At 39.2% G+C, this 21,386-nt stretch carries 21 protein-coding genes and 1 pseudogene; 12 read left to right on the top strand and 10 right to left on the bottom strand.

Annotated elements, in window-relative coordinates:
- Positions 1–26: 26 nt before the first annotated feature.
- Entirely contained in the window at positions 27–1,181 is a 1,155-nt protein-coding gene (locus J690_RS12670; RefSeq protein ID WP_032036194.1) for a pyridoxal phosphate-dependent aminotransferase, read from the top strand.
- A gap of 106 nt (positions 1,182–1,287) precedes the next feature.
- A complete protein-coding gene (locus tag J690_RS12675) occupies positions 1,288–2,655 on the top strand; it encodes an MATE family efflux transporter (protein ID WP_032005022.1) in 1,368 nt (455 codons plus the stop codon).
- 57 nt (positions 2,656–2,712) lie between these two features.
- On the opposite strand, the gene J690_RS12680 is transcribed toward J690_RS12675, so the two are convergent.
- Positions 2,713–3,546 (bottom strand): SDR family NAD(P)-dependent oxidoreductase, encoded by an 834-nt coding sequence (locus tag J690_RS12680; RefSeq protein WP_002121857.1) that lies wholly within the window; start codon positions 3,544–3,546, stop codon positions 2,713–2,715.
- Positions 3,547–3,758: 212 nt separating this feature from the next.
- Between J690_RS12680 and J690_RS12685 the strand changes: the two genes are divergently transcribed.
- The 3 genes from J690_RS12685 (at position 3,759) to phoR (ending at position 6,763) form a co-directional block, all read left to right on the top strand.
- Positions 3,759–4,430 carry a TetR/AcrR family transcriptional regulator gene (locus J690_RS12685; protein WP_031949648.1) on the top strand — a complete coding sequence of 224 codons (672 nt, stop codon included), beginning with the start codon at positions 3,759–3,761 and terminating at the stop codon, positions 4,428–4,430.
- A 254-nt stretch (positions 4,431–4,684) separates the two neighbouring features.
- Positions 4,685–5,395, top strand: a complete 711-nt coding sequence (gene phoB / locus J690_RS12690) for a phosphate regulon transcriptional regulator PhoB (protein ID WP_000650776.1) — start codon at positions 4,685–4,687, stop codon at positions 5,393–5,395.
- A 9-nt stretch (positions 5,396–5,404) separates the two neighbouring features.
- Positions 5,405–6,763, top strand: coding sequence for a phosphate regulon sensor histidine kinase PhoR (phoR, locus tag J690_RS12695; RefSeq protein WP_032036195.1), 1,359 nt, complete (start codon positions 5,405–5,407; stop codon positions 6,761–6,763).
- Positions 6,764–6,831: 68 nt separating this feature from the next.
- On the opposite strand, the gene J690_RS12700 is transcribed toward phoR, so the two are convergent.
- Complete coding sequence (locus J690_RS12700; RefSeq protein ID WP_032036197.1) at positions 6,832–8,028, bottom strand: alpha/beta fold hydrolase; 1,197 nt, start codon at positions 8,026–8,028, stop codon at positions 6,832–6,834.
- A gap of 241 nt (positions 8,029–8,269) precedes the next feature.
- Here J690_RS12700 and J690_RS12705 point away from each other — a divergent pair, with 241 nt between their 5' ends.
- Complete coding sequence (locus tag J690_RS12705; protein ID WP_032036199.1) at positions 8,270–9,028, top strand: AcfC family putative adhesin; 759 nt, start codon at positions 8,270–8,272, stop codon at positions 9,026–9,028.
- 71 nt (positions 9,029–9,099) lie between these two features.
- On the opposite strand, the gene J690_RS0104375 is transcribed toward J690_RS12705, so the two are convergent.
- The 5 genes and pseudogenes from J690_RS0104375 to pncB form a co-directional block, all read right to left on the bottom strand.
- Positions 9,100–9,519, bottom strand: a complete 420-nt coding sequence (locus J690_RS0104375; RefSeq protein WP_032036202.1) for a hypothetical protein — start codon at positions 9,517–9,519, stop codon at positions 9,100–9,102.
- A 130-nt stretch (positions 9,520–9,649) separates the two neighbouring features.
- Positions 9,650–10,871 (bottom strand): annotated as a pseudogene (locus J690_RS0104380) (acetamidase/formamidase family protein).
- Between the two features lie 428 nt (positions 10,872–11,299).
- Positions 11,300–12,151 (bottom strand): archaetidylserine decarboxylase, encoded by an 852-nt coding sequence (gene asd, locus J690_RS12710; protein ID WP_014207963.1) that lies wholly within the window; start codon positions 12,149–12,151, stop codon positions 11,300–11,302.
- Positions 12,148–12,996: a sulfurtransferase gene (locus tag J690_RS12715; RefSeq protein WP_032036203.1), complete on the bottom strand. Its 849-nt coding sequence runs from the start codon at positions 12,994–12,996 to the stop codon at positions 12,148–12,150. Before J690_RS12715 ends, asd begins: the two co-directional genes overlap by 4 nt.
- A gap of 148 nt (positions 12,997–13,144) precedes the next feature.
- Complete coding sequence (gene pncB / locus J690_RS12720; protein ID WP_017481841.1) at positions 13,145–14,359, bottom strand: nicotinate phosphoribosyltransferase; 1,215 nt, start codon at positions 14,357–14,359, stop codon at positions 13,145–13,147.
- A gap of 168 nt (positions 14,360–14,527) precedes the next feature.
- Here pncB and dtd point away from each other — a divergent pair, with 168 nt between their 5' ends.
- Positions 14,528–14,971, top strand: coding sequence for a D-aminoacyl-tRNA deacylase (gene dtd / locus J690_RS12725; protein WP_002119296.1), 444 nt, complete (start codon positions 14,528–14,530; stop codon positions 14,969–14,971).
- A 44-nt stretch (positions 14,972–15,015) separates the two neighbouring features.
- On the opposite strand, the gene J690_RS12730 is transcribed toward dtd, so the two are convergent.
- Entirely contained in the window at positions 15,016–15,495 is a 480-nt protein-coding gene (locus tag J690_RS12730; protein WP_002119134.1) for a hypothetical protein, read from the bottom strand.
- 251 nt (positions 15,496–15,746) lie between these two features.
- Entirely contained in the window at positions 15,747–16,082 is a 336-nt protein-coding gene (aciT, locus tag J690_RS12735) for a ciprofloxacin tolerance protein AciT (protein ID WP_002119105.1), read from the bottom strand.
- A 113-nt stretch (positions 16,083–16,195) separates the two neighbouring features.
- Here aciT and J690_RS24700 point away from each other — a divergent pair, with 113 nt between their 5' ends.
- Complete coding sequence (locus J690_RS24700) at positions 16,196–16,468, top strand: hypothetical protein (RefSeq protein ID WP_025465982.1); 273 nt, start codon at positions 16,196–16,198, stop codon at positions 16,466–16,468.
- A gap of 23 nt (positions 16,469–16,491) precedes the next feature.
- Here the strand turns inward: J690_RS24700 and serB are convergent, their stop codons facing one another.
- Complete coding sequence (serB, locus tag J690_RS12740; protein WP_032036206.1) at positions 16,492–17,715, bottom strand: phosphoserine phosphatase SerB; 1,224 nt, start codon at positions 17,713–17,715, stop codon at positions 16,492–16,494.
- A 59-nt stretch (positions 17,716–17,774) separates the two neighbouring features.
- Here serB and J690_RS12745 point away from each other — a divergent pair, with 59 nt between their 5' ends.
- The 4 genes from J690_RS12745 (at position 17,775) to nusB (ending at position 21,378) form a co-directional block, all read left to right on the top strand.
- The gene (locus tag J690_RS12745) at positions 17,775–19,082 is read left to right on the top strand and encodes a hypothetical protein (RefSeq protein WP_081405155.1); all 1,308 of its coding nucleotides are present in this window, start codon (positions 17,775–17,777) and stop codon (positions 19,080–19,082) included.
- Positions 19,083–19,321: 239 nt separating this feature from the next.
- Positions 19,322–20,443: a bifunctional 3,4-dihydroxy-2-butanone-4-phosphate synthase/GTP cyclohydrolase II gene (gene ribBA, locus J690_RS12750; protein WP_032036211.1), complete on the top strand. Its 1,122-nt coding sequence runs from the start codon at positions 19,322–19,324 to the stop codon at positions 20,441–20,443.
- A gap of 11 nt (positions 20,444–20,454) precedes the next feature.
- Complete coding sequence (ribH, locus tag J690_RS12755) at positions 20,455–20,925, top strand: 6,7-dimethyl-8-ribityllumazine synthase (protein ID WP_002119264.1); 471 nt, start codon at positions 20,455–20,457, stop codon at positions 20,923–20,925.
- Positions 20,926–20,928: 3 nt separating this feature from the next.
- Positions 20,929–21,378 carry a transcription antitermination factor NusB gene (gene nusB, locus J690_RS12760; RefSeq protein ID WP_002119137.1) on the top strand — a complete coding sequence of 150 codons (450 nt, stop codon included), beginning with the start codon at positions 20,929–20,931 and terminating at the stop codon, positions 21,376–21,378.
- Positions 21,379–21,386: the final 8 nt, after the last annotated feature.

The raw sequence follows: 21,386 nt of genomic DNA on the forward strand, positions 1-21,386 counted from the left end.
TTAAATATTTTTAATAAGAGAACAATATGCTTCAGCTACAGTCAAAATTGGCCACTCAAGGCGTGACTATTTTTAGTACGATGACGGCACTTGCACATCGTCTAGGTGCACTCAACCTGTCACAAGGCTTTCCAGATTTTCCAGCGCCACAAGCCTTACTTGAAGCCTTATCTCAAGCGACTTTAGCTGGACATAATCAGTACCCGCCTGGCGATGGTATTCTCGGTTTACGGGAGCAACTCGCTTTACAATTTCAGCAACGTGATCAACTTCAACTTGATCCGGTTACTCAAATCACTATTACTCCTGGCGCAACCATTGCAATTTTTTGTGCCATACAAGCCTGCATCAATGCAGGTGATGAAGTCATTATTTTTGACCCAAGTTATGATAGTTATGGCCCTTCTGTCGAGTTAGCAGGCGGTAAAGCTGTTCATATTGCGTTGCAAGCACCTGACTTTAAGGTGAACTGGCAACAAGTTAAAGATTTGATTAATGACAAAACCCGTATGATTGTGGTGAATACGCCCCATAATCCAACCGGTACGATCTGGGCAAAACAAGACTGGTTAGAACTCATTGAACTGATTCAAGATAAAAATATTCTGGTTTTATCCGATGAGGTCTATGAACACTTAGTTTTTGATGGTCAACAACACTTTAGTGCATTGCATTTTCCAGAGCTCAGAGAGCGTAGTTTTGTGATTGGTTCTTTTGGAAAAACCTTTCACGTGACAGGATGGAAAACGGGTTACTGCGTCGCTTCACCTGAGCTAATGCGTTTATTCCGCCAGATTTATCAATATGCGAATTTCTGTGGCACGACTCCTTGTCAGATTGCGCTAGCGCAATATATGGAGCAACATCCAGAACATATTCAAGAGCTTTCTCAGTTTTACCAAACGAAAAGAGATCGATTTAATCAGGCAATTCACAATAGCCGTTTTTTACTAAAACCTTCTCAAGGTACTTATTTCCAAAACCTTGATTACAGTCAAATTCGTCCCGACTTAAACGATGTGGAAATGTGCCAGTTTCTTGCCGAGCAACACAAGATTGTGGCAATTCCAGTTTCGGTTTTCTACGAGCAAGCGCCTGAGTCTTTACGCTTGATTCGATTCTGCTTTGCTAAAAATGATGAGACTCTGCAAAAAGCAGGAGAAATTTTGAATCAATGTTAATAAATTTAGCCACTTAGCACTGTAAAAATACTACAAGTCATTCGCTCCAACTATACTAAGTTGAATATCCGCCCAGCTCAACAAAGAGATGGGCGATGGAGAACACATGCCACCAAGACAGTCCTTAATTCAACAGCAAAATCTATGGAAAACATTTTTTGTTTTCTTGCTACCTTTGATTGCTACCAATATTTTGCAGAACTTGTCAGGAACTATTAACACCATCTTTGTTGGTCAAATGATGGGAGTTGATGCGATTGCTGCCGTCTCGGTTTTTTTTCCTATTTTGTTTTTGCTCCTCGCTTTTATTATCGGGATTTCAACGGGTACTACTGTTTTAGTAGGGCAAGCATGGGGCGCGCAAAATATAGAAAAAGTCCAAAGTGTAGTTGGTTCTACCCTGTTTATGACCATCATTGGTGGAATTATTACCGCGATTATCGGTGTGTTTTTCGCCCATGATATTTTGGAGCTTTTAGGTACAGATCCCAAGGTAATGCATCTTTCTTTGCCTTATGTGCAATGGATGCTGGCAGGTAGTCCACTTCTGTTCGTTTATATTATCTATACCTCAATTTTACGTGGTGTGGGAGACAGTACGACCCCTTTACTGGCCCTTGCTTTAACCAGTGTAATTGGTTTAGTGATTACCCCAATATTACTTAAAGGTTATTTTGGCTTACCTGCTCTTGGGATTATTGCTCCAGCAATCGCAACGATCACGGGTTATGTGGCTATTTTGATTTTTCTCGCGATTTATCTAAATAAGAAAAATCATCCACTTCGCCCGAATCGTCAGCTTCTGCAACATATCCGTCATAATCCAGAACTAAGCAAAATCATATTACGCTTAGGCGTCCCAACTGGTATTCAAATGATTACGACCTCAATGGCGGGTTTAGTTATTGTTGGGTTGGTTAACCATTATGGTTCACATGCTACAGCAGCGTATGGTGCAGTGAATCAGGTGCTCAACTATATTCAGTTTCCAGCGATTTCGATCTCCATCGCAGCCTCAATTTTTGCAGCGCAAGCGATTGGTGCGGGTAAATCAGATCTATTAGCACGAGTAACTCGCACGGCTCTGGGAATGAACTTTTTATTTACAGGTGCCTTAATTGCACTTGGTTATCTATTTTCAAAATATTTAATGGCTTTGTTTATTACCGACCCAACTGTGGTGGTGTTAGGTCAACAGCTGTTATTTATTGTACTTTGGGCAATTTTATTCTTTGGCGCAGGTGCCATTTTTGCATCTATCATGCGTGCGAGCGGCACCGTGACTGTTCCAATGCTGATTAATATCTCTGCCATTTTATTTATTGAAATTCCATGTGCTTACTGGTTTAGCTCAATGTGGGGGCTTAAAGGCATTTGGGTTGCCTATGCCTTGGCATTTGTCAGTCTATGTATTATTCAAGGCTTGTATTATCAATTTATCTGGAAGAAAAAGACGATCAAAGTTCTTATTTAGAACCATCCAAGCCACATAAAAAAAGCCATCATTTGATGGCTTTTTTTAATTTGAATCTTATTTCATCCATTTGGTCACAACGGTTGAAGCACGTTGATATCCTGTTGGGAACAAACGCTGCAATGCATCAAGAAATTTTGCATCACTACCAATCAATAAACGGCGTTTATTTTTCAAAACGGCATCCAGGATTTGACGTGCCGCTTCTTCTGGTGGGGTACGTAGGAACTTATCAAAGTTTTGAATCGATTTAGCTGGGTCCATACCTAAAGTACTCAAGCTATCACTCATTTTTGCAGCTTTAGCAATATTGGTGCGAATTCCCCCCGGATGTACGCACAAAGAACTCACGCCACTTTTTTCAATATCCAACTCTTGGCGTAACGATTCGGTAAAGCCGCGTACAGCAAATTTAGTTGCATTATAGCCAGATTGGGTTGGTTGAGCAGTCAGACCAAATAAGCTCGAGATGTTAATAATGTGCCCATCTTGAGTTTGCTTAATGAACGGTAAAAATTCTTTCGTACCGTACACAACACCCCAGAAGTTAATTCCAACAATCCATTCTAAATCTTCGTAGGTCGCACCTTCGACAGTTGAACCTAATGCAACGCCAGCATTGTTAAAAATCAGGTTAACAGAACCGTGATCTTGCACAGTTTCTTGTGCCCACTGCTTTACTGCTTCACGATCAGATACATCAAGCTTTTTGGTGGTAACAGTAATATTACTGTATGGCTTTAAAAGCTCGACAGTTTGTTGTAATCCTTTTTCATTAATATCACTCAACGAAAGATGGCAGCCTTGTTTTGCCAAAAGAATTGCTAACTGTTGCCCAATGCCAGAACCCGCGCCCGTAATTGCAGCGACTTTGTTTTTAAAATTTTTCATTGTCCATCCTTTGTTTTTCGATATTTGCACAGTCGGTTCATTGCATGTGCAGTTCAGACATCTTCAATATAATTTTGACAATATCCATTGTCAATATAGTACACTGTAATTTCAGATAGAATGGCACAATTCTTCTGAGGGCTTTATCATAGTGAGCATATTTGGCCAAAACCTATAAATTAGGACACCATTCTTTAGGAAACGACTTATTTATGGCGACTAACGACTCAACCAGTAAAAAGAAAACAAAAAGTGTGAGTAAAGAACGTCAGTTCAAAGGGTTATCTCTATCTGAACGTAAAGAGGCACGCCGTGAAAAACTGATTGAAGCAGGTATTGCGACCTACGGAACGCTCGGTTTTTTTTCAGTGACGGTAAAAGATGTTTGCCAAGAGGCAAAACTCACAGAACGTTATTTTTATGAATCATTTAAGAAAAGTGAAGATTTATTCCAAACCATCTTTTTAAAAATGATTGAAGAATTACAGCAAAATCTGATGCAAGCCGTGATTAAAGCTGCACCCGATCCAGAAAAAATGGTCGATGCGGGTTTAAGAGCACTGCTGACCACCTTAAAAGATGATCCAAGATTAGCTCGTATTATCTATGTAGATGCAGTTTTGGTACAAGAGTTACATAATCAGGCCACCATTCAAGAAACGCTTGCGCAATTTGATCGCATGATTCAGGCCTTTGTTATGCTAACCATGCCGCAAATTCAACACCATGAAAATGAGCTCTCTTTAATTGCAACTGGCTTGAATGGATATGTCACTCAAATTGCGATTCGATGGGTCATGGGAGGATTTGAGCAGTCTCTTGAGCAGGTTTTAACCGCATGCCGTATTGTTTTCTTATCCCTATTAGCCCAAGTTTCAAAATAATATTAAAGTTTTTTGACAGCTAATAATCTGAAAAACCGGTTAAGCAATTATGATAATAAGCCATTGAATGAATTTAAGAAGTTTAAAGTTTATATGTCATCATTTGGTCATACCTTTGCCTTGGTTTTGTCACAAATTATTGCTAAATTCAATTTTATAGACTTTTCTGCAATGAAATTGTCATAATTAATCTTTGTAATAAGCCTGTCATAACTACAAAACGGTTCACCGTTAAATCTATAGGATATTGCGCTGTGAAAGATGACTATATTTTAATTGTCGATGATGAGCTCCCTATTCGTGAAATGATCCATACTTCTTTGGACATGGCAGGCTTTCAGTGTTTACAGGCTGAAGATGCCAAACAGGCTCATCAAATTATCGTCGACCAACGTCCGGCGCTTATCTTGCTTGATTGGATGTTACCTGGAGGCGTAAGTGGTGTCGATTTATGTCGCCGCTTAAAACGAGATGAAAACCTAGCAGAAATTCCAGTCATTATGTTGACTGCTCGCGGAGAAGAAGACCACAAAGTACAGGGTCTTGACGCAGGTGCAGATGACTACATGACTAAGCCTTTTTCAACACGTGAACTGGTTTCACGTATTAAGGCAGTTCTTCGCCGTGCAAATGCATTAAGTGGTGAAAAAACAATTGATGCCAATGGTTTAATTCTTGATCCTGTAAGCCAGCGTGTTAGCTTTGGTAACAGTATTTTAGATATGGGCCCAACTGAATATCGCTTACTTGCGTTTTTTATGACCCATCCAGAACGTGCCTATACGCGTGCCCAGTTGCTCGATCAGGTATGGGGCGGTAATGTATATATTGAAGACCGCACTATCGATGTGCATATCCGTCGTTTACGTAAAGTGTTAGAACCTTTTGGTGTTGACCGATTTGTTCAGACTGTACGTGGAACTGGCTACCGTTTCTCAACACGTGCAGATTTAGCCGCAGGTTAACCAAGATTTATGTATGAACCCTACCCCGTCCCTGAACAGGTACGTGAACAAAAGCTTTCTCGCTACAGTAGTTTATGGACGTTTGCCAAACAAGATTTACGGCTTTTATTATTTTTTCTAATTATTGCCGGTTTAGTCGGTTTCGGTATTGGGTATTTCTGGAGCTGTATTTTTATCGCCTTCGTGGTGTTTTTTACACTCCAGTTGCGTTCTTTATATCTGGTCAATGACTGGATTGCGAATAAACCTTATGACGTTCCTCCAAACCTTAACGGGATTTGGGGGGCATTGTTATTTAATGTTTACCGTGCCCAGCGCCAAGAACGAATTGTTCAGGCGGAAATGGTCGGTTTAATTGACCGGGCTCAGTCTTCATTAGTTGCTCTTGCTGAAGCGGTTGTACTCATTGATGACCAACATCAAATCGAGTGGTGGAACCCTGCTGCCGAACGTTTGTTAGGAATCAGCCCTCTCGATCGTGGTCGTAACTTATTAACGATTTTACGTCAGCCGACCTTTATTGAATATTTTAACAATATTGATCAGGCACCTGATGGAATTAAGCTTCACTCAAATTTTGACGATGACCGCTATGTGCAGGTTAAGCTCACAAGATTTGGTGGAGAAAGTCGTTTATTGGTGGCTTACGATGTGACGCGTATGCATAACCTTGAGCAAATGCGTAAAGACTTTGTCGATAATATTTCGCATGAACTTCGTACGCCATTAACGGTGCTCAGTGGTTATATCGAAACCTTTACCGATCAGGAAGATATTAGCCCACGCTGGAAACGTGCATTTGACCAGATGCAATCACAAACTAAACGTATGAATGCGTTGGTCAATGATTTACTACTGTTATCAAATTTAGAAAATAATAAGAAAATTGCAAAAAACCAGATTATTGAAATGCCGAGTTTAATGAATCAATTATTTGATGATGCTCAGGCCTACAATGCCGATTATGGACATACGCTCAATTTACATATTGATAGCCACTGTGACCTGATTGGTTCCGACATAGAAATTGCCAGCGCATTTAGTAATTTAATTACCAATGCCATCAAGTACACGCCAAAAGGTGGAACCATTACCATTGGCTGGCATGATGATGGTGAACATGCATACTTTAGTGTGCAAGACACAGGCATCGGAATTAACCCTAAACATTTGCCACGACTGACTGAACGCTTCTATCGTGTTGATAGCGACCGTAGTCGTCAAACAGGTGGAACAGGTTTAGGCTTGGCAATTGTAAAACATGTGCTGATGCAACACGGCGCTTATTTAGATGTGCAGTCTAAAGAAAACGAAGGATCAACATTTACCGCAGTTTTTCCAAAAGAAAGACTATATAACATGACCTAAATTTGCCCCTCTCACATTCAAAAAGCCGACTTATGAAAAGTCGGCTTTTTTGTATTATTTAAACCAATTTACTTAGAATTCGAGCAATACGATTTTGTCTGATTTTTCTCTATGACATTTAAAAAGTGAGTGGCAAACGTATTACTTTGACGCAGTGCATCACGATGATCTCCACCATCAATCGTTTGATAAATAGTTGGTTTTTTTAATTTACATAGCTGTTGGTAATAAGCAGATGTCCCTCTAGGGTCGACTAAATGATCTTTAGAACCCTGAACAATCATTAACGGTACGGTAGGCACCATATTTTCAATAGACTGCTGTTTTAAATAAGCCAAAAGAGGTTTTAAATCTGCATTAGGGCGAAATATGCTAGAAGGAGACTTCTTCAAATCAGATTGAAGTTCAGATAAACAGCGGCTACGTGCTTGAGTTAGCACCGTATTCATTTCTGGACTGACTAAGTTTTCAGGAACAATGCTTGGTTCTGCTGCTTGTGCTCCCAATAACACAATTGGGAAAAAAGCAGCCACACTAGGTTCTGGGTTCGGATTAGTTTTCACATATTCTGCAATGCCTTCATATTGATAGCCGCCTGGCGCAAGAGCGATTGCCCCTTTTAAATCTAATTCGGGAGCATCTTTTTGACCATAGGCAGACACTGCAATTGCTGCAGCCCCGCCTTGACTATGTCCCATCACCAACCACTGTTTATTAAAGCTCTTGGGCTTAAGCAAATGTAATGCCCGCACTGCATCGACCACCGTATGCAGTTGGCTCTTTGCATTCATATAGGGATGTGCGCCTAATGTGCCTAAGCCTTGATAGTCAGGCGCGACAACTGCATAGCCACGTGCAAGCCAACCATCTAAAGCTTTGGAAGCAACTTCTTGATATGAATGAACTGGCCCACCCACATAGTCGCCCGAAGGTGCACAAGTATCAGCAACTCCAGTCGTACCATGTGCCCAAGCCAGTATCGGCCAGCCATTTTTTGGCGGTGTTCCTTTTGGTAATAAAATAAAAGCCGATGCAACAATAGGTTCGCCCTGAATACCTCGACTACGATAATTGACCAACAAACGCTGATCTGCATGAGGAAACAAATCCGTCACAGCTTGCTGTTCTAGCGACAATATTGAACCCGGTTTTTCGCTCACAATTTGCTTACCCAAATCTGTAATTGGAGCAGCCATAGCAGAACCAGATGCCAAACAAATACTGCTAAATAAAATTTTTAAAAAAGAATTACTTTTTCTAATCAAGGGATTACTCCTCTATTATTTACATTACATCTATTTAAATAATTAATTTATAAAATATAAATTACCATAGAATCTTCTATATTTATATTCAACTCAAAATAATTTACATTTATATAGTCTCTTAAAATCTCATTAAATATATTTTAAAGAATATGTATTATAAATATCGTTGCAAAAATTAATCCAATTTCAATAATAAAAAATATATGCTGATATTTTCTTAATTACGATAGCGATTAAAATGCCAAAACAAAAATTTATACCCTACCTGATTTTTCTTATTCTCGGTTCTCTATCTATCCATAGTTTTGCAGATGTACAAGTATATGGTCCGGGTGGGCCAGCACCTGCTATGAAAGAAGCCGCCAAACAATTCACCAATAAGACAGGAATAGCAGTTCATGTGACTTCTGGTCCTACTACTCAATGGTCTGAAAAGGCGAAACTAGATGCAGATGTTATCTATAGTGGTTCCGAAGCCATGATGTCTGATTTCGAAAATACATTTTCTGAGCAAATTATAAAAGACTCGGTAGAACCTTTATATTTACGCCCCGCAGCGATTTTAGTGAGAAAAGGAAATCCTAAAAATATTAAAGGATTTAAAGACCTCGCTAAATCTGGCGTTAAGGTTTTAGTTACACATGGTGCAGGTCAAGTTGGTATGTGGGAAGATATTGCTGGCAGAACCGGAAATATCCAATTAACAAAAGCTTTTCGAAAGAATATTGTTACCTATGCAGCCAACACAGGTATTGCCAAGAAAAACTGGGAAGAAAATAGCAGCTATGATGCTTGGTTAGTCTTTAATATTTGGGGAGTTAGTAACCCAGATGTTGGACAAATTATTCCTATCGAACCAGAGCTAGTTGTCTATCGCGACACAGGTGTAGCCTTGACTAAACATAGTTTAAAAGATGCCGAGGCTAAACGTTTTGTAGAGTTCTTATCGTCTCAGCAAGGTAATACTATTTTCAAAAAATATGGTTGGACTAAATAATTAAAAAGGGAGCCAAGCTCCCTTTTATTTTTTAAAATTATTCACTCTAGTTCACCTAGAATATATTCGTTTCAAATTAAATATACGCCTACAGCATATAAACTTCCCAGCATTAGACAAAAAGCTGAGCTGACATACCAAAATAAATCACTATTACCAACAAATTTTGACTTTAACCATGGAAAAGCAAAACCACGGATAAGAAACACTGTTGCAACAAGCGACAAAATAATTTTGGTAAAAGGTAATACCTGTACTCCCCTTGCTGCAAAGAAGGCATACATAGAACATATAGTTAGAATTAAGCCCACAGTTATAGCTGTAAAATTAGGATACCAGTGCCCTCTTTCGACCATCTGAACAATACTTTTCCCAGCTCCTAAAAACCGAAAACCATTTGCTCCCCAGAACACACAAACAAAATGAAGTAATGCGGCACAGAATGTTAATAGCGCAGCAAGATATAATAGAACGTTCGGAAGTGATTGCATTAGATTTTATACTAATCAATATATATGAGATTTATTATACTTAATTATAAAATATATAAAACTTATAAATAGTTAAAATAAAATTAACTTGGTATTTAATATTTTAAATACCAAGCTTAGGTCATCTTAATTATTTACTCTCAAACTCTTTAAAATCAGCTTTTCTAATTTTTGCATGGATCCCTTTGGTTTTATCTACTACTTGTGAAACTTCAAAATCAGTTGCGGCACTTAAATAGGCGTACGCTGTCGCTTCATCAATACCGTATTCTTGGTTTAAGAAACGAATGGCTTCACGTGTAGATTTCTTCATCGCTTCATCAAGATCTTCATCAAGTCCCGGTGTAATCCAAAACTCAGCATTTTCAGCTAAAGGTTGTTTTAGCTCTTTGCCCGGTATTTTGTCCTTACCTGCTTTGAGTAAGGTAAATTTCAGTGTGGCGCGGGCTGAAGCTTCTAGTGCCGTTAATGCCACTTCCCCCATCGCCTTGCGCGAAATGACTATCACCCGTATAGAATAATGCACCTTTAACCTGAACAGGATAATACGCAGTTGAACCTGCACCTAGTTCATTAATATCAATATTTCCACCATACATTGCAGGCGGTACAGAGTGAACAGGCTCAGAAGTATTGGCTGCTACCCCCATGATTCCCATAAAAGGATACAGCGGGAAACGTATTGATTTACCAGATTCTGTTTTTAATACACCTTCGTACTCACCTTTAGCATTTTTTTCAATTGGTGTGAAAATTGAGACATTTCCATAGCGTTCAGGATGCTCAGCCGATGCATTTTCTTGCTTTGCTTTTTTAGGAAATTCCCCGACTAAAGCACCTTTACCATGTCGATTTGAAATAACACCGTAAGGTACACGCGGCTCAACTTTAAGTACCTCAACTTTCAAAATATCACCGGGCTGTGCGCCTTCAATTGCAACAGGGCCTGTCACAATATGTGGCCCATCTTTATGAAAATCATGCTTTAAATTTGACTGCGTAATTGTTTTTGCATCTTCCAAGATTTCATTAGATTTGACACCTTTCGATTGAAAGAACTTTTCAGCATTACGCCCTTGGTCTTCAAGCAAACCTTCATGAGAAACCGTGTCAAACGTCACAACACTACCCGACGGAACGGTAAGGACGGGTTTGGCATCCCGATTCGGTAAATAACCCCATGTAATGGTATTTAAAGTAGATGGAACATAATAATTACCTTTATATTCGCCACTTTGAAGTTGAGTAGGTTGTTTTGAAATTTGATTTAAAACTTTAAAATCATTGGCATGAGTGAGTGAAATACAAAGTACAGATAAAACTGAAGCTGTCAGACATTTAACTTTTAACATGATTTCAGAACCTAAAAAATATGAAAGTTACAGTAAAGTCCTGAATAATTAGCAAGTATTGTGCCAAGGCTAAAGTTGTGTAATATCTAAAAAGCGCTTTATGCTTATAAAAAAACTAAATAAATTTTTTAGATTTAATAACTTATCTTCAAATAAAATTAAAACCTCGACTTAAGTCTAACTTAAGTATTTCATTCTATTTTTATTTATTAATTTTTAATCATATTAATATTTTTGCTCTTTTCAGATACATATTTATAGACTAGCTTATATAACGTACTCATTTAGATCACTTAATAATAATTATATTTCTATATAATATAAATCCAAACATAATTATATATTTTACTTTTATATAATTTAAATCAAAAAAAACCCTGAATAATTAAAGTCAGGGTTTACTTGTTTTTAGGGAGCTATATAACGGACTAAACGGTATGTCCCATGCGCTCGCCCATTACAACTACAGACTCAGCTTTAAAACGTTGTTCCCATTCGATCTTATCTTTTTCAAATAAAATAACAGCTGTAGAACCTAAATAAAAACGTCCAAGCTCAGCACCTTTCTCTAGCTTTAACTGATGATGTTGTAATTCGATACGGCCTGAAGGTTTTACCTTGCCTGTTGCCACAGTTTCAATACCAGCAACAATCATCGCACCTACTAGAACAACAGCCATACGGCCAAGTTCAGTATCGAACAAACACACCATGCGTTCATTACGAGCAAATAATCCCGGTACATTTTCAGCAGTGACCTGATTTACTGAAAATAGCTCGCCTGGCACATATAATGTTTCTGTTAATGTCCCGGCAAACGGCATATGAACACGATGGTAATCACGCGGTGATAAATAAACTGTCGCGAACTCACCGTCTTGGAATGGTTGAGCAAGTTGTGGATCGCCAATGAGTTTCTCTACAGAGAAACTTTGACCTTTTGCTTGAAAGACTTCACCCGCAGTAATTTTACCAATTTGGGAAATTGCGCCATCTGCTGGGGACACGATGCTATCTGCATTTTCATCAATCAGACGTACACCTTCTTTTAATGCACGGGTAAAAAAGTCATTAAAAGATTTATATTTCAGAGCATTGCCTTGTTCAGCAATCGATAAATCAATCCCATATTTAGCTTTAAACGCATGAATAACAGCGTTTTTCACAACTGGATTTTCACTCGCAGCAACTTTACCTACCACACGGCTCAATTGATGCTGTGGTACAAGGTTTTGTGCCTTAATAAATAATTCTTTTTTTAATCGAGATGTGAAACTCACGACGGTGATTCTCCAGTAATAATAGGACTATCGAGGCGATTGCCCCATTCACTCCACGCACCATCATAGGCTTTTGCTTCCCAGCCCAAGAGTTTAGCCAGAATATAGGCCAAACCGGAACGGTGATGTGACTGGCAGTACACAACTACAGGTTGTTGTAAATCGAACCCAAGTTGTTCAAGGCGCTGCCGCGTGCGTTCAAGCGGATGCAATTTTAGATGATTTTGACGATTAAGTGCAGTACTCCATTCAAAATGGAGGGCATTTGGAATGTGACCGCCGCGTCGCGCTGCTAAACGGACACCACTATATTCATCACTCGTGCGACAATCCCACAATTGCACACTTTCTCGCTCAACTTGTTTGCGTAACTCTTCATAGTTCACTCGGAACTGCGCAGCATGTGATAAATCAATCTGAATTAAGTCTGTAACAGGAGAAACTTTTTCGACTTCTGCTGTAGTAGGTAAGCCTCCACCTAACCATGCATGGATACCGCCGTTAATTAAACTGGTACGGGTAAATCCTAGGCAATGCAAATTCCAGATTAAACGCCCAGCCCATGCCCCACCTTCATCGTCATAAACCACAACATGATGATTAGGTGAAATATTCAATTTTTCAATCAGTGCTTGCAAACCCGCTTCATCTGGCAAAACACCAGTGGCTTCTTCTTGTTGAGCCACTAACCATTTAGGCTGTAAATGAATGGCATGTGGAATATGGAGTTGTTCATAAACCGATGCACGGCTCAAATCTATAATGCGAATATATTCATTGCCTAAATAAGGCACTAATTCTTCTGCTTCTATTAATAAATCGAGTTTAAAATCAGGGAGTGTCATCGTCATGGTTTCTTTTTATACCAGCTTATTTTCAATCTTAGCATAAGCATATATCTAACAAACTCTGATTTTCTGCTACGCTTTAGCAGAAAATCAGATATTAGCATTCTCACTTTTAAAAATAAAAAATAGTGAGACTACTTTTTACTTAAACCACTTCTTCAAGTTCTTCGATTTCAAAAACCTGACGTAAATAGGCCAAGAAAGTATCGTTGTCAGTCATGGTTTTACCCGGACTATCAGAGATCTTCGCAACTGACTGACCATTACATTCAACCAGTTTCAACACAATATTCAGTGGCTTTTGCCCCATATCGTTGGTTAAATTAGTTCCAATACCGAAACTCACCTGAAAACGATCTTTAAAGTATTGATGCAACTCCCATGCCTTTGGCAAATTAAGGCCATCGCTAAAGGTCAGCATTTTGGTTTTGGTATCAATTTTTAATTTACGATAGTGCGCATAAGCCTTATCACCCCATTCATACGGGTCGCCACTGTCATGACGTAAGCCATCAAATAGTTTGGCAAAATACAGGTCAAAGTCGCGTAAGAAAGCATCCATCCCTACCACATCAGTTAGGGCAATTCCTAAATCTCCACGGTACTCTTGTACCCACGTTTCTAAAGCAGCTTTTTGGAAATCACGCAAACGTACATCAAGTGCCTGAAATGCTTGTAGGAATTCATGTGCCATAGTCCCGATCGGTGTAATGTTAAGCTCTTTAGCCAGCAACACATTACTTGTACCACGGAACACATTTGGTACAGTTTTATGAAATGCTGCTACTACATGTTTTTGCCAATCAAAACTATAACGACGACGTGTACCAAAATCAGAAACTAAAAACGGTGGATCGTTTGGCTGTTGAGATTTTTCATATTGCTGAATCAAATCGAGTTTTGCTTGTAAACGGCGTTCGCCTTCAGCCCAAACTTGATCTGTTTTGATACGGCTAAAATACAACTCGTTTACAATGGCTAGGACAAAAATCTCGAACATCATCGCCTGAACCATCGGTCCTTCAATATGAATATCTAAACGACCTTCGGCATCAATACTAGCCTGAATAAAACGACGTTTGAGTTGGAATAATTCTAAGTAATCGACAAAGTCGCTTTTAATAAATCGTAATTTTCTTAAATATTGTAGCTCGTCTTCTTTATATTTGAGATTACATAAATGGTCGAGTTGCTCGTTTAAGTCATCCAAAATATCCACTAATGGATAGACTGTATCTTCTAAGTTTCTGCAACGAAAATGATAGACACTATGTGTTTGTGGGAATTTATGCAGAACCACTTGTAGCATCGTAAATTTGTACAAGTCTGTATCTAGTAAAGAATGGATAATTGGAGACATAGTCAATGATTATTCGCTTGCTTCTTAGCATTAAAGCATATTTTTATGGATGAATTACGAGGTTTTATACCATTGTTGCAGTTCCATGAAATTTCCTTTTAAAAATCATTTAATTTAAATTCTGCTAAACTACGTTAATTCAATTAATTATAGAAATTTGCTTTAACTATGCGCGCTTTAATACAACGAGTTCTTGAAGCTAAAGTGGTTGTAGACGGTGAAACTACAGGCGAAATCCAACACGGCCTACTGGTGTTTTTAGGCATTGGCCGAGATGATACTTTGGCTATTGGTCAAAAGCTTATTGATAAAATTTTGAAATATCGAATTTTTGATGATGAACAAGGCAAAATGGGCTGGAACGTGTCTCAAGCAAATGGTGGAATCTTGCTTGTGTCACAATTTACCTTGATGGCACAAACACAAAAAGGTCTGCGTCCAGACTTTGGCCCAGCAATGCCACCTAGCGACGCAAAAGCGTTATACGAACAATTGGTTGAATATGCACATTCTCAATTTGAAAACGTTCAAACCGGAATTTTTGCTGCGGATATGAAAGTTCATTTGATTAATGATGGTCCGGTGACATTCAATCTAGAAGTCGAAGCATAAATATAAAAAAACTCCCAAAATGGGAGTTTTTTTTTAGCTGGATATTAACGTCCAGTTTTCTCTTTAATAAAAGCACGTGCCTGACGTACTTTATCTTTTACTGGTTTTGGTAACTTAGGCGGAATGAGCTTAGCAACTTGGTTGAACCACACCAATAGGCTGAAGTCACCTTCCATTTTAATGCTACCGTCTTGCATACCCGTCATAAATGCTGTTGGGTCACCTTTGATCAAAGTTTTTACACCTTGCTCACTGTCTGCAAATTGCAAAATAAAATCAGCTTTTTCAGGTGCGCCTGCAACGGTATCAATCTGACCATTATTAATAATGATCTGACGTGCAACACCTAAATCTGTACCGATCTGAATACGGAATGCGCGGTCATGAATCAGTTCAATAAACTTAGGGCTAGTACGCGCCAACTGCTTCATACGCAGCACTAAACCTGCTACCAACAAATCTAATGGGTCTGTACTGACATCAACAAGAGGTAACTTGACTACAGGTATGGAAGAAAGTTTCATGAACATTCACGCCTATTGTATTTTTATGAAAACTTTAGAGCAAAACTTAGCAAGGACATACCATTGCCTGTGTTTTATGCATCAATTGATATTTTTTAGCTGGCAACGCAATCTAGATGAAACGTCAACAGACCCATCTATCGTAGCATAACTGGCTATTTTTTAATAAATGCTTTGTATAATAAAAATCACGTTTCGTAAATGAAAAAGGCATGCTGTGCATACCTTTTTACCGTTAGATAACAATTTAATTATCGGCTAGAACATTGCTGCTGATCATCTTCATATACTGGCGTGTGTTCTATATATTGGCGATTTGCCAATGCCTTTTGTGCTTGTTTATCCTCACGTAACAAAATAAATGTAACCATTACCATCGCTAGACTTAATGCAGTTAAATAACTATATGTGACTGGCATTTCAAAAGTGACTTGAACTCCAAAACGGACCACTTCCAATAGCCCCCAAAAGAACATCCCTGCAAGCATAAAACCAAGCCAACGACGGTAAGGAGAAAAGAAAACAGCAACAAGCGCGACAGCAATTAAGCTGAATCCGGCGATAGCGGCAAAATTCGCTGTTACCATAGAAACCTCCGTCTTAATGAAAACGTCTAAAAACATTCGGTCTTTAATACCCGACCTCATTCCAAAAACAACTTTAATTCATGATTTGTGTTGAAGCTTACGATGCATTATGGATGTTTTTTTTTAGAAAAAAAGACCCGTTTTTTCTTAATGCGACATACTTTGTCGCAACATTCTTTTGTCATTACATTTTTGTAAAATTCAAAAAGTTCGATTCCCTATATGGCATCAATTCTGGCGTGTCATTACAAAAAAATATGCTGTTTTTAAGGACCAAAATAAGTTTTTTTCAGATTTTTTTATTGCCTTTTTTCTGTGCAAAATTTTGTCATAACTTGCTTGTTTTTATGACTATTCTGCATAAAAAAAGCGCTACTCTGAAGTAGCGCTTAAAGCTTATCCATATAGGTTAAGCACGATTTAAATCTTTATCATGCATACCGAGTAAATAAAGCACACCATCTAAACCAACACTTGAAATCGCTTGATTTGCATTTTGGCGTACTAATGGTTTTGCACGATAAGCGACGCCTAAACCTGCAATCGCAAGCATCGGTAAATCGTTTGCACCATCGCCTACGGCCATCGCTTGCTCTAAAGAAATCCCCATTTTATTCGCAAGTTCGCGTAATAACTCAGCTTTACGGGCACCATCAACAATTGCACCTTTTACTTCGCCTGTTACGAAGCCGTCTTGCACATCTAAAATGTTAGCGTGAACTTCATCAATACCGAGTTTGCCTTGTAAATATTCAGCAAAATACTGGAATCCACCAGATAAAATTGCTGTTTTATAACCAAGTGCCTTTAAGGTCGAGATAAGACGTTCTGCACCTTCGGTAATGGTTAAACGCTCTGCAATTTTAGGTAAAACAGCAGCATCAAGCCCTTTTAATAATGCAACACGTGCACGGAAGCTTTGCTGGAAATCAAGCTCACCTTGCATCGCTCTTTCAGTAATTTCAGCAACTTGTGCGCCTACCCCTGCTTCAATCGCCAACTCATCAATCACTTCTTGTTCAATTAATGTTGAGTCCATATCGAAACACACCAAACGGCGATTACGGCGATAAGCGTTGTCTTCTTGAACAGCAACATCGATATTTAGTTCGCTTGAAAGAAGTAAACATGCAGCACGCATGGCTTGTGCATCTAAAGTTGGGCCGCTACTTAAACCAAACTGTACACAGGCACGACGTGGAAATTTGTTATCTCCTTCGAAGTCTACACGACCTGATAAACGTGTTACCGTTTCGATGTTAAAGCCTTGGCTAGACACAATTTTTGTAACTGCTTGTAAGTGTGCCGCAGTGAGTTCTGGGGCTAAAGCCGTGACGATATAACGAGTACGTCCGCCTTCACTTACCCATTGATCGTATTCTGCGCCCGTGATTGGTTTAAAGCGCACTGTTAAGCCAATATCATGTGCTAAAATCAGAATCTCTTTCATTGCCAATGCGGTCGCAGTTTCATTATCAGAAGCGACCACAATGCCTAATGTAAGTTGATTATGAATAACAGCCTGACCTACATCCAGTATTTGCAATGAATGTACGGATAGTACTTGCATTAATCGGGTAAACTGGTTTGGTTGGTCCGGTCCTAAAAAGGATATAAGAATGATTTCTCGCATGAATTGACTCTAGTCTGAGTGACAACTATTGTAAGAATCATAATCGAATTTCAATATAATTGCCTTGGAAGTTTAACTTGATTGCGCCTAGACAAGGGCTATTTGCTAGCCTACTGATCGTTAGTTTTGCATTGCATACCTTTTTATTGGTCATTGCAACGACACACCAGCTTAATGAAAACCGTGCGAGTCAAGGTCAGCTCATGACCAGTCAGCTCGTTGCAGACAGCTTATCTGAGCTTGAACCTGCTAATACGGTGTCTTTAGCTCTGATTGCCAATCGCTATGCGACCAATCCAAGTGTTGCGTCTATTCGCATTCTTGATGCGAACAAACAGGTTCTAGCAACGAGCGGAATTTCAAAAACCCGCCAAGGCGAAATTTTTGCTCGTGATGCCCTTCAAAATGAAAAGAAAGTGGGATCTATCGAAGTTACGTTGATTCAGCCAAGTATTGGAGAAATTCTTCGTACTCAATGGCTTGCAATTTTAGCTTCTCTGTTTTTGCATGTTTTATTGTGGCTTTCCTATCGCGCGATTGCTCGTCCCACACGAAGCGAATATTTTGCACGCATTAATGAAGAAAACCGCTTGAAGCATGAAATTCAGCAGTTAACTCAAGCATTGGCTCTAGAAAAACAAAATACGGTAACCTTGGTTGCACAAGCTCAGCAACAAGCTAAAGCGAAACCAGCAGCTCGCCAACAAGCCAAAAAAACTTCAGATTCAGCTGACCAACATACGTTGGCACTCAATATTCAGTTTTATGACCCTAAACAGTTATTAAGCAGTGTTAACCAATCGGTATCTGTTCCTTATTTCAAACTCTGCCAGCTCTTTTTAAACAAGAGTATTGAGTTATGCGTTAAGCATTACCAATTGAAACTCACAGATATTGAAGTAGTAGATGAGTTTAATGCCGAAGGCGCGACACTTGCGATTTCAACCTCTCATACGCATGCCGTAGAATGTCTGCTTATGATTGGAACCGTATTCCAATTACTTTCAGATGTTTTATATAAACGTTACCGTGAAGATAAACGTTTTGCACTGCAAACTCGTAGTGCAACATGTAATGCTGTAGAAGCTATGCAAATCGATGCAAAAGAAGCTGCTCAACGTTTAGCACAGCATCTTCACGCTAAAGAATCTGCTTTATATCTTGAGAATGAACAGCTCAAGGCGATTCAAGACAGCTATCAACTTGTTGCAATGCCAAACCCAAGCAATGTGATGACACGTCATGCATTTATGATCAATGGTATGAATGCAGAATGTGCTGAACTTGCTCAAAATATCCGGACTGAAATTTTAATGGGGAAAAAATCAATCCCACAAAATGATAGTCCAAGTAGTGCAGCTTCATAAAAAGTAACTACGCGCATCAGAACCTAGCCTTTTGGCTAGGTTTTTTTATTTAAATTCATAGCTTTTATTTAAAACTACTCCTTTTTCTTATGATTTATTTGTATAAATAAATCTCGATCTATTCTTAGATGTCACAAATTTGGATAAATCAGAATCATAGGCAAAATTCTCTAAACAGCGTAAACTATGCAAAATTTATTAAATAGAAATTGTCTTACGACAAAAAAAGGTGAAAGCGAATGCCGCTGAGTCGTGTTGAAGATCTTGTCGCCGATATTCGTGCAGGCAAAATGGTTATCTTGATGGATGACGAAGATCGCGAAAATGAAGGTGATCTTGTCATTGCAGCAACGCATGTTCGTCCTGAAGATATTAACTTCATGATTACCCATGCACGTGGTCTAGTTTGCCTAACGCTAAGCCGTGAGCGCTGTAAACAGTTAAACCTTCCATTGATGGTTGACCAAAACGGTGCTCAGCACAGTACAAACTTTACCTTATCAATCGAAGCCGCTGAAGGGATTACCACAGGTATTTCAGCAGCAGAGCGTGCACATACAATTCAAGCTGCTGTCGCAGCGCATGCAAAACCAACTGATATCGTACAGCCGGGTCATATTTTCCCGTTAATGGCTCAACCAGGCGGTGTTTTACATCGTGCAGGCCATACCGAAGCAGGTTGTGATTTAGCTCGTTTAGCAGGCCTTGAACCGGCTTCTGTCATTTGTGAAATCATTAATGAAGATGGCACAATGGCACGCCGTGCAGATTTAGAAATTTTTGCTGAGAAGCATGGCTTAAAAATTGGTACAATTGCGGACTTGATTCACTACCGCATGACTAATGAGCAAACGGTTGAACGTCTGGATCAAAAAACCATTCAAACAGAATATGGTTCATTTGAACTTTGTCGTTATCGTGAGATTGGTAACCCGGACATTCATTTGGCTTTAGTTAAAGGCGAGCCAAAAGAAGGTATTACAACAGTACGTGTGCATGGTTTTAGTCCAATTCGCGATTTGCTTAAGCTAAATAAAGCTGATGGTGAACCTGCGTGGAACTTAGACCGTGCCCTACAGACGATTGCAGCGAGTGATCGCGGTGTTTTAGTCTGGATCGGTCAAGATCATTTGCAAGACTTGGGACCAGCGTTGGATGATTTAAATAAGCCAAAACCGGTGAAATCCAATGCAGCACTTTCACATCAATATCAAACCATTGGTGTCGGTGCTCAAATTTTGCGTGACTTAGGTGTTGAAAAAATGAAGCTTCTTAGCTCACCATTACGTTTCAATGCTTTATCTGGCTTTAATTTAGAAGTAGTGGAATATGTCACTGCTGATCAAATCACAACGAAATAATCGAGGTTGCTATGGCAATTCGCCGTATTGAAGGTTTATTACATCTCGCAAGCGAAGGTCGTTATGCGATTTTAGTGGGTCGTTTCAACAGCTTTGTTGTTGAACACTTATTGGATGGTGCAATCGACACATTAAAACGTCACGGTGTAAATGAAGATAACATTACTGTTATTCATGCTCCTGGCGCATGGGAACTCCCGATTGTTGCTAAAAAATTAGCTACATCAAACCAGTTTGATGCCATTATCGCACTTGGCGCAGTTATTCGTGGTAGCACACCACACTTTGACTTCGTTGCAGGTGAATGTGCAAAAGGTTTAGGTGTAGTGGCGTTAGAAAGCAGCTTGCCTGTCATCAATGGTGTATTAACTACTGATAGCATCGAGCAAGCCATCGAACGTTCAGGTACAAAAGCAGGAAACAAAGGTAGCGAAGCTGCATTGACTGCTATTGAAATGGTTAATTTATTAAAGGCAATTTAAAGCATGTCTCAAACACTGCAAGCCGCTTATGCAGCAAAACGTAAAGCACGTCGTTTTGCTGTACAAGGTATTTATGAGTGGCAAATGAGTCACAACCCTGTACATGAAATCGAAGCACGCACCCGTGCTGAAAATGCAATGCACAAGGTAGACTTAAACTACTATCACGAACTGCTAACACAAGTGATTGCACAGCACGAAGATCTTGATGCATTACTTATTCCGGTTCTTGACCGTGAACTTAGTGCACTTGATGGTGTAGAGCTAGCAACATTACGCTTGGGTGCTTACGAGTTACGTGATCATTTAGAAGTACCTTACCGAGTAGTTCTAGATGAAGCTATTGAACTCGCTAAGCACTTTGGTGGAGCAGATAGCCATAAATATATTAATGGCGTTCTAGATCGTTTAAGTTCAACACTACGTAGTGCTGAAAAACAACAAGCAAACTAATAGGTTTG

The sequence above is a fragment of the Acinetobacter sp. 742879 genome (assembly GCF_000588535.1).
GTDB lineage: Bacteria > Pseudomonadota > Gammaproteobacteria > Pseudomonadales > Moraxellaceae > Acinetobacter > Acinetobacter pittii.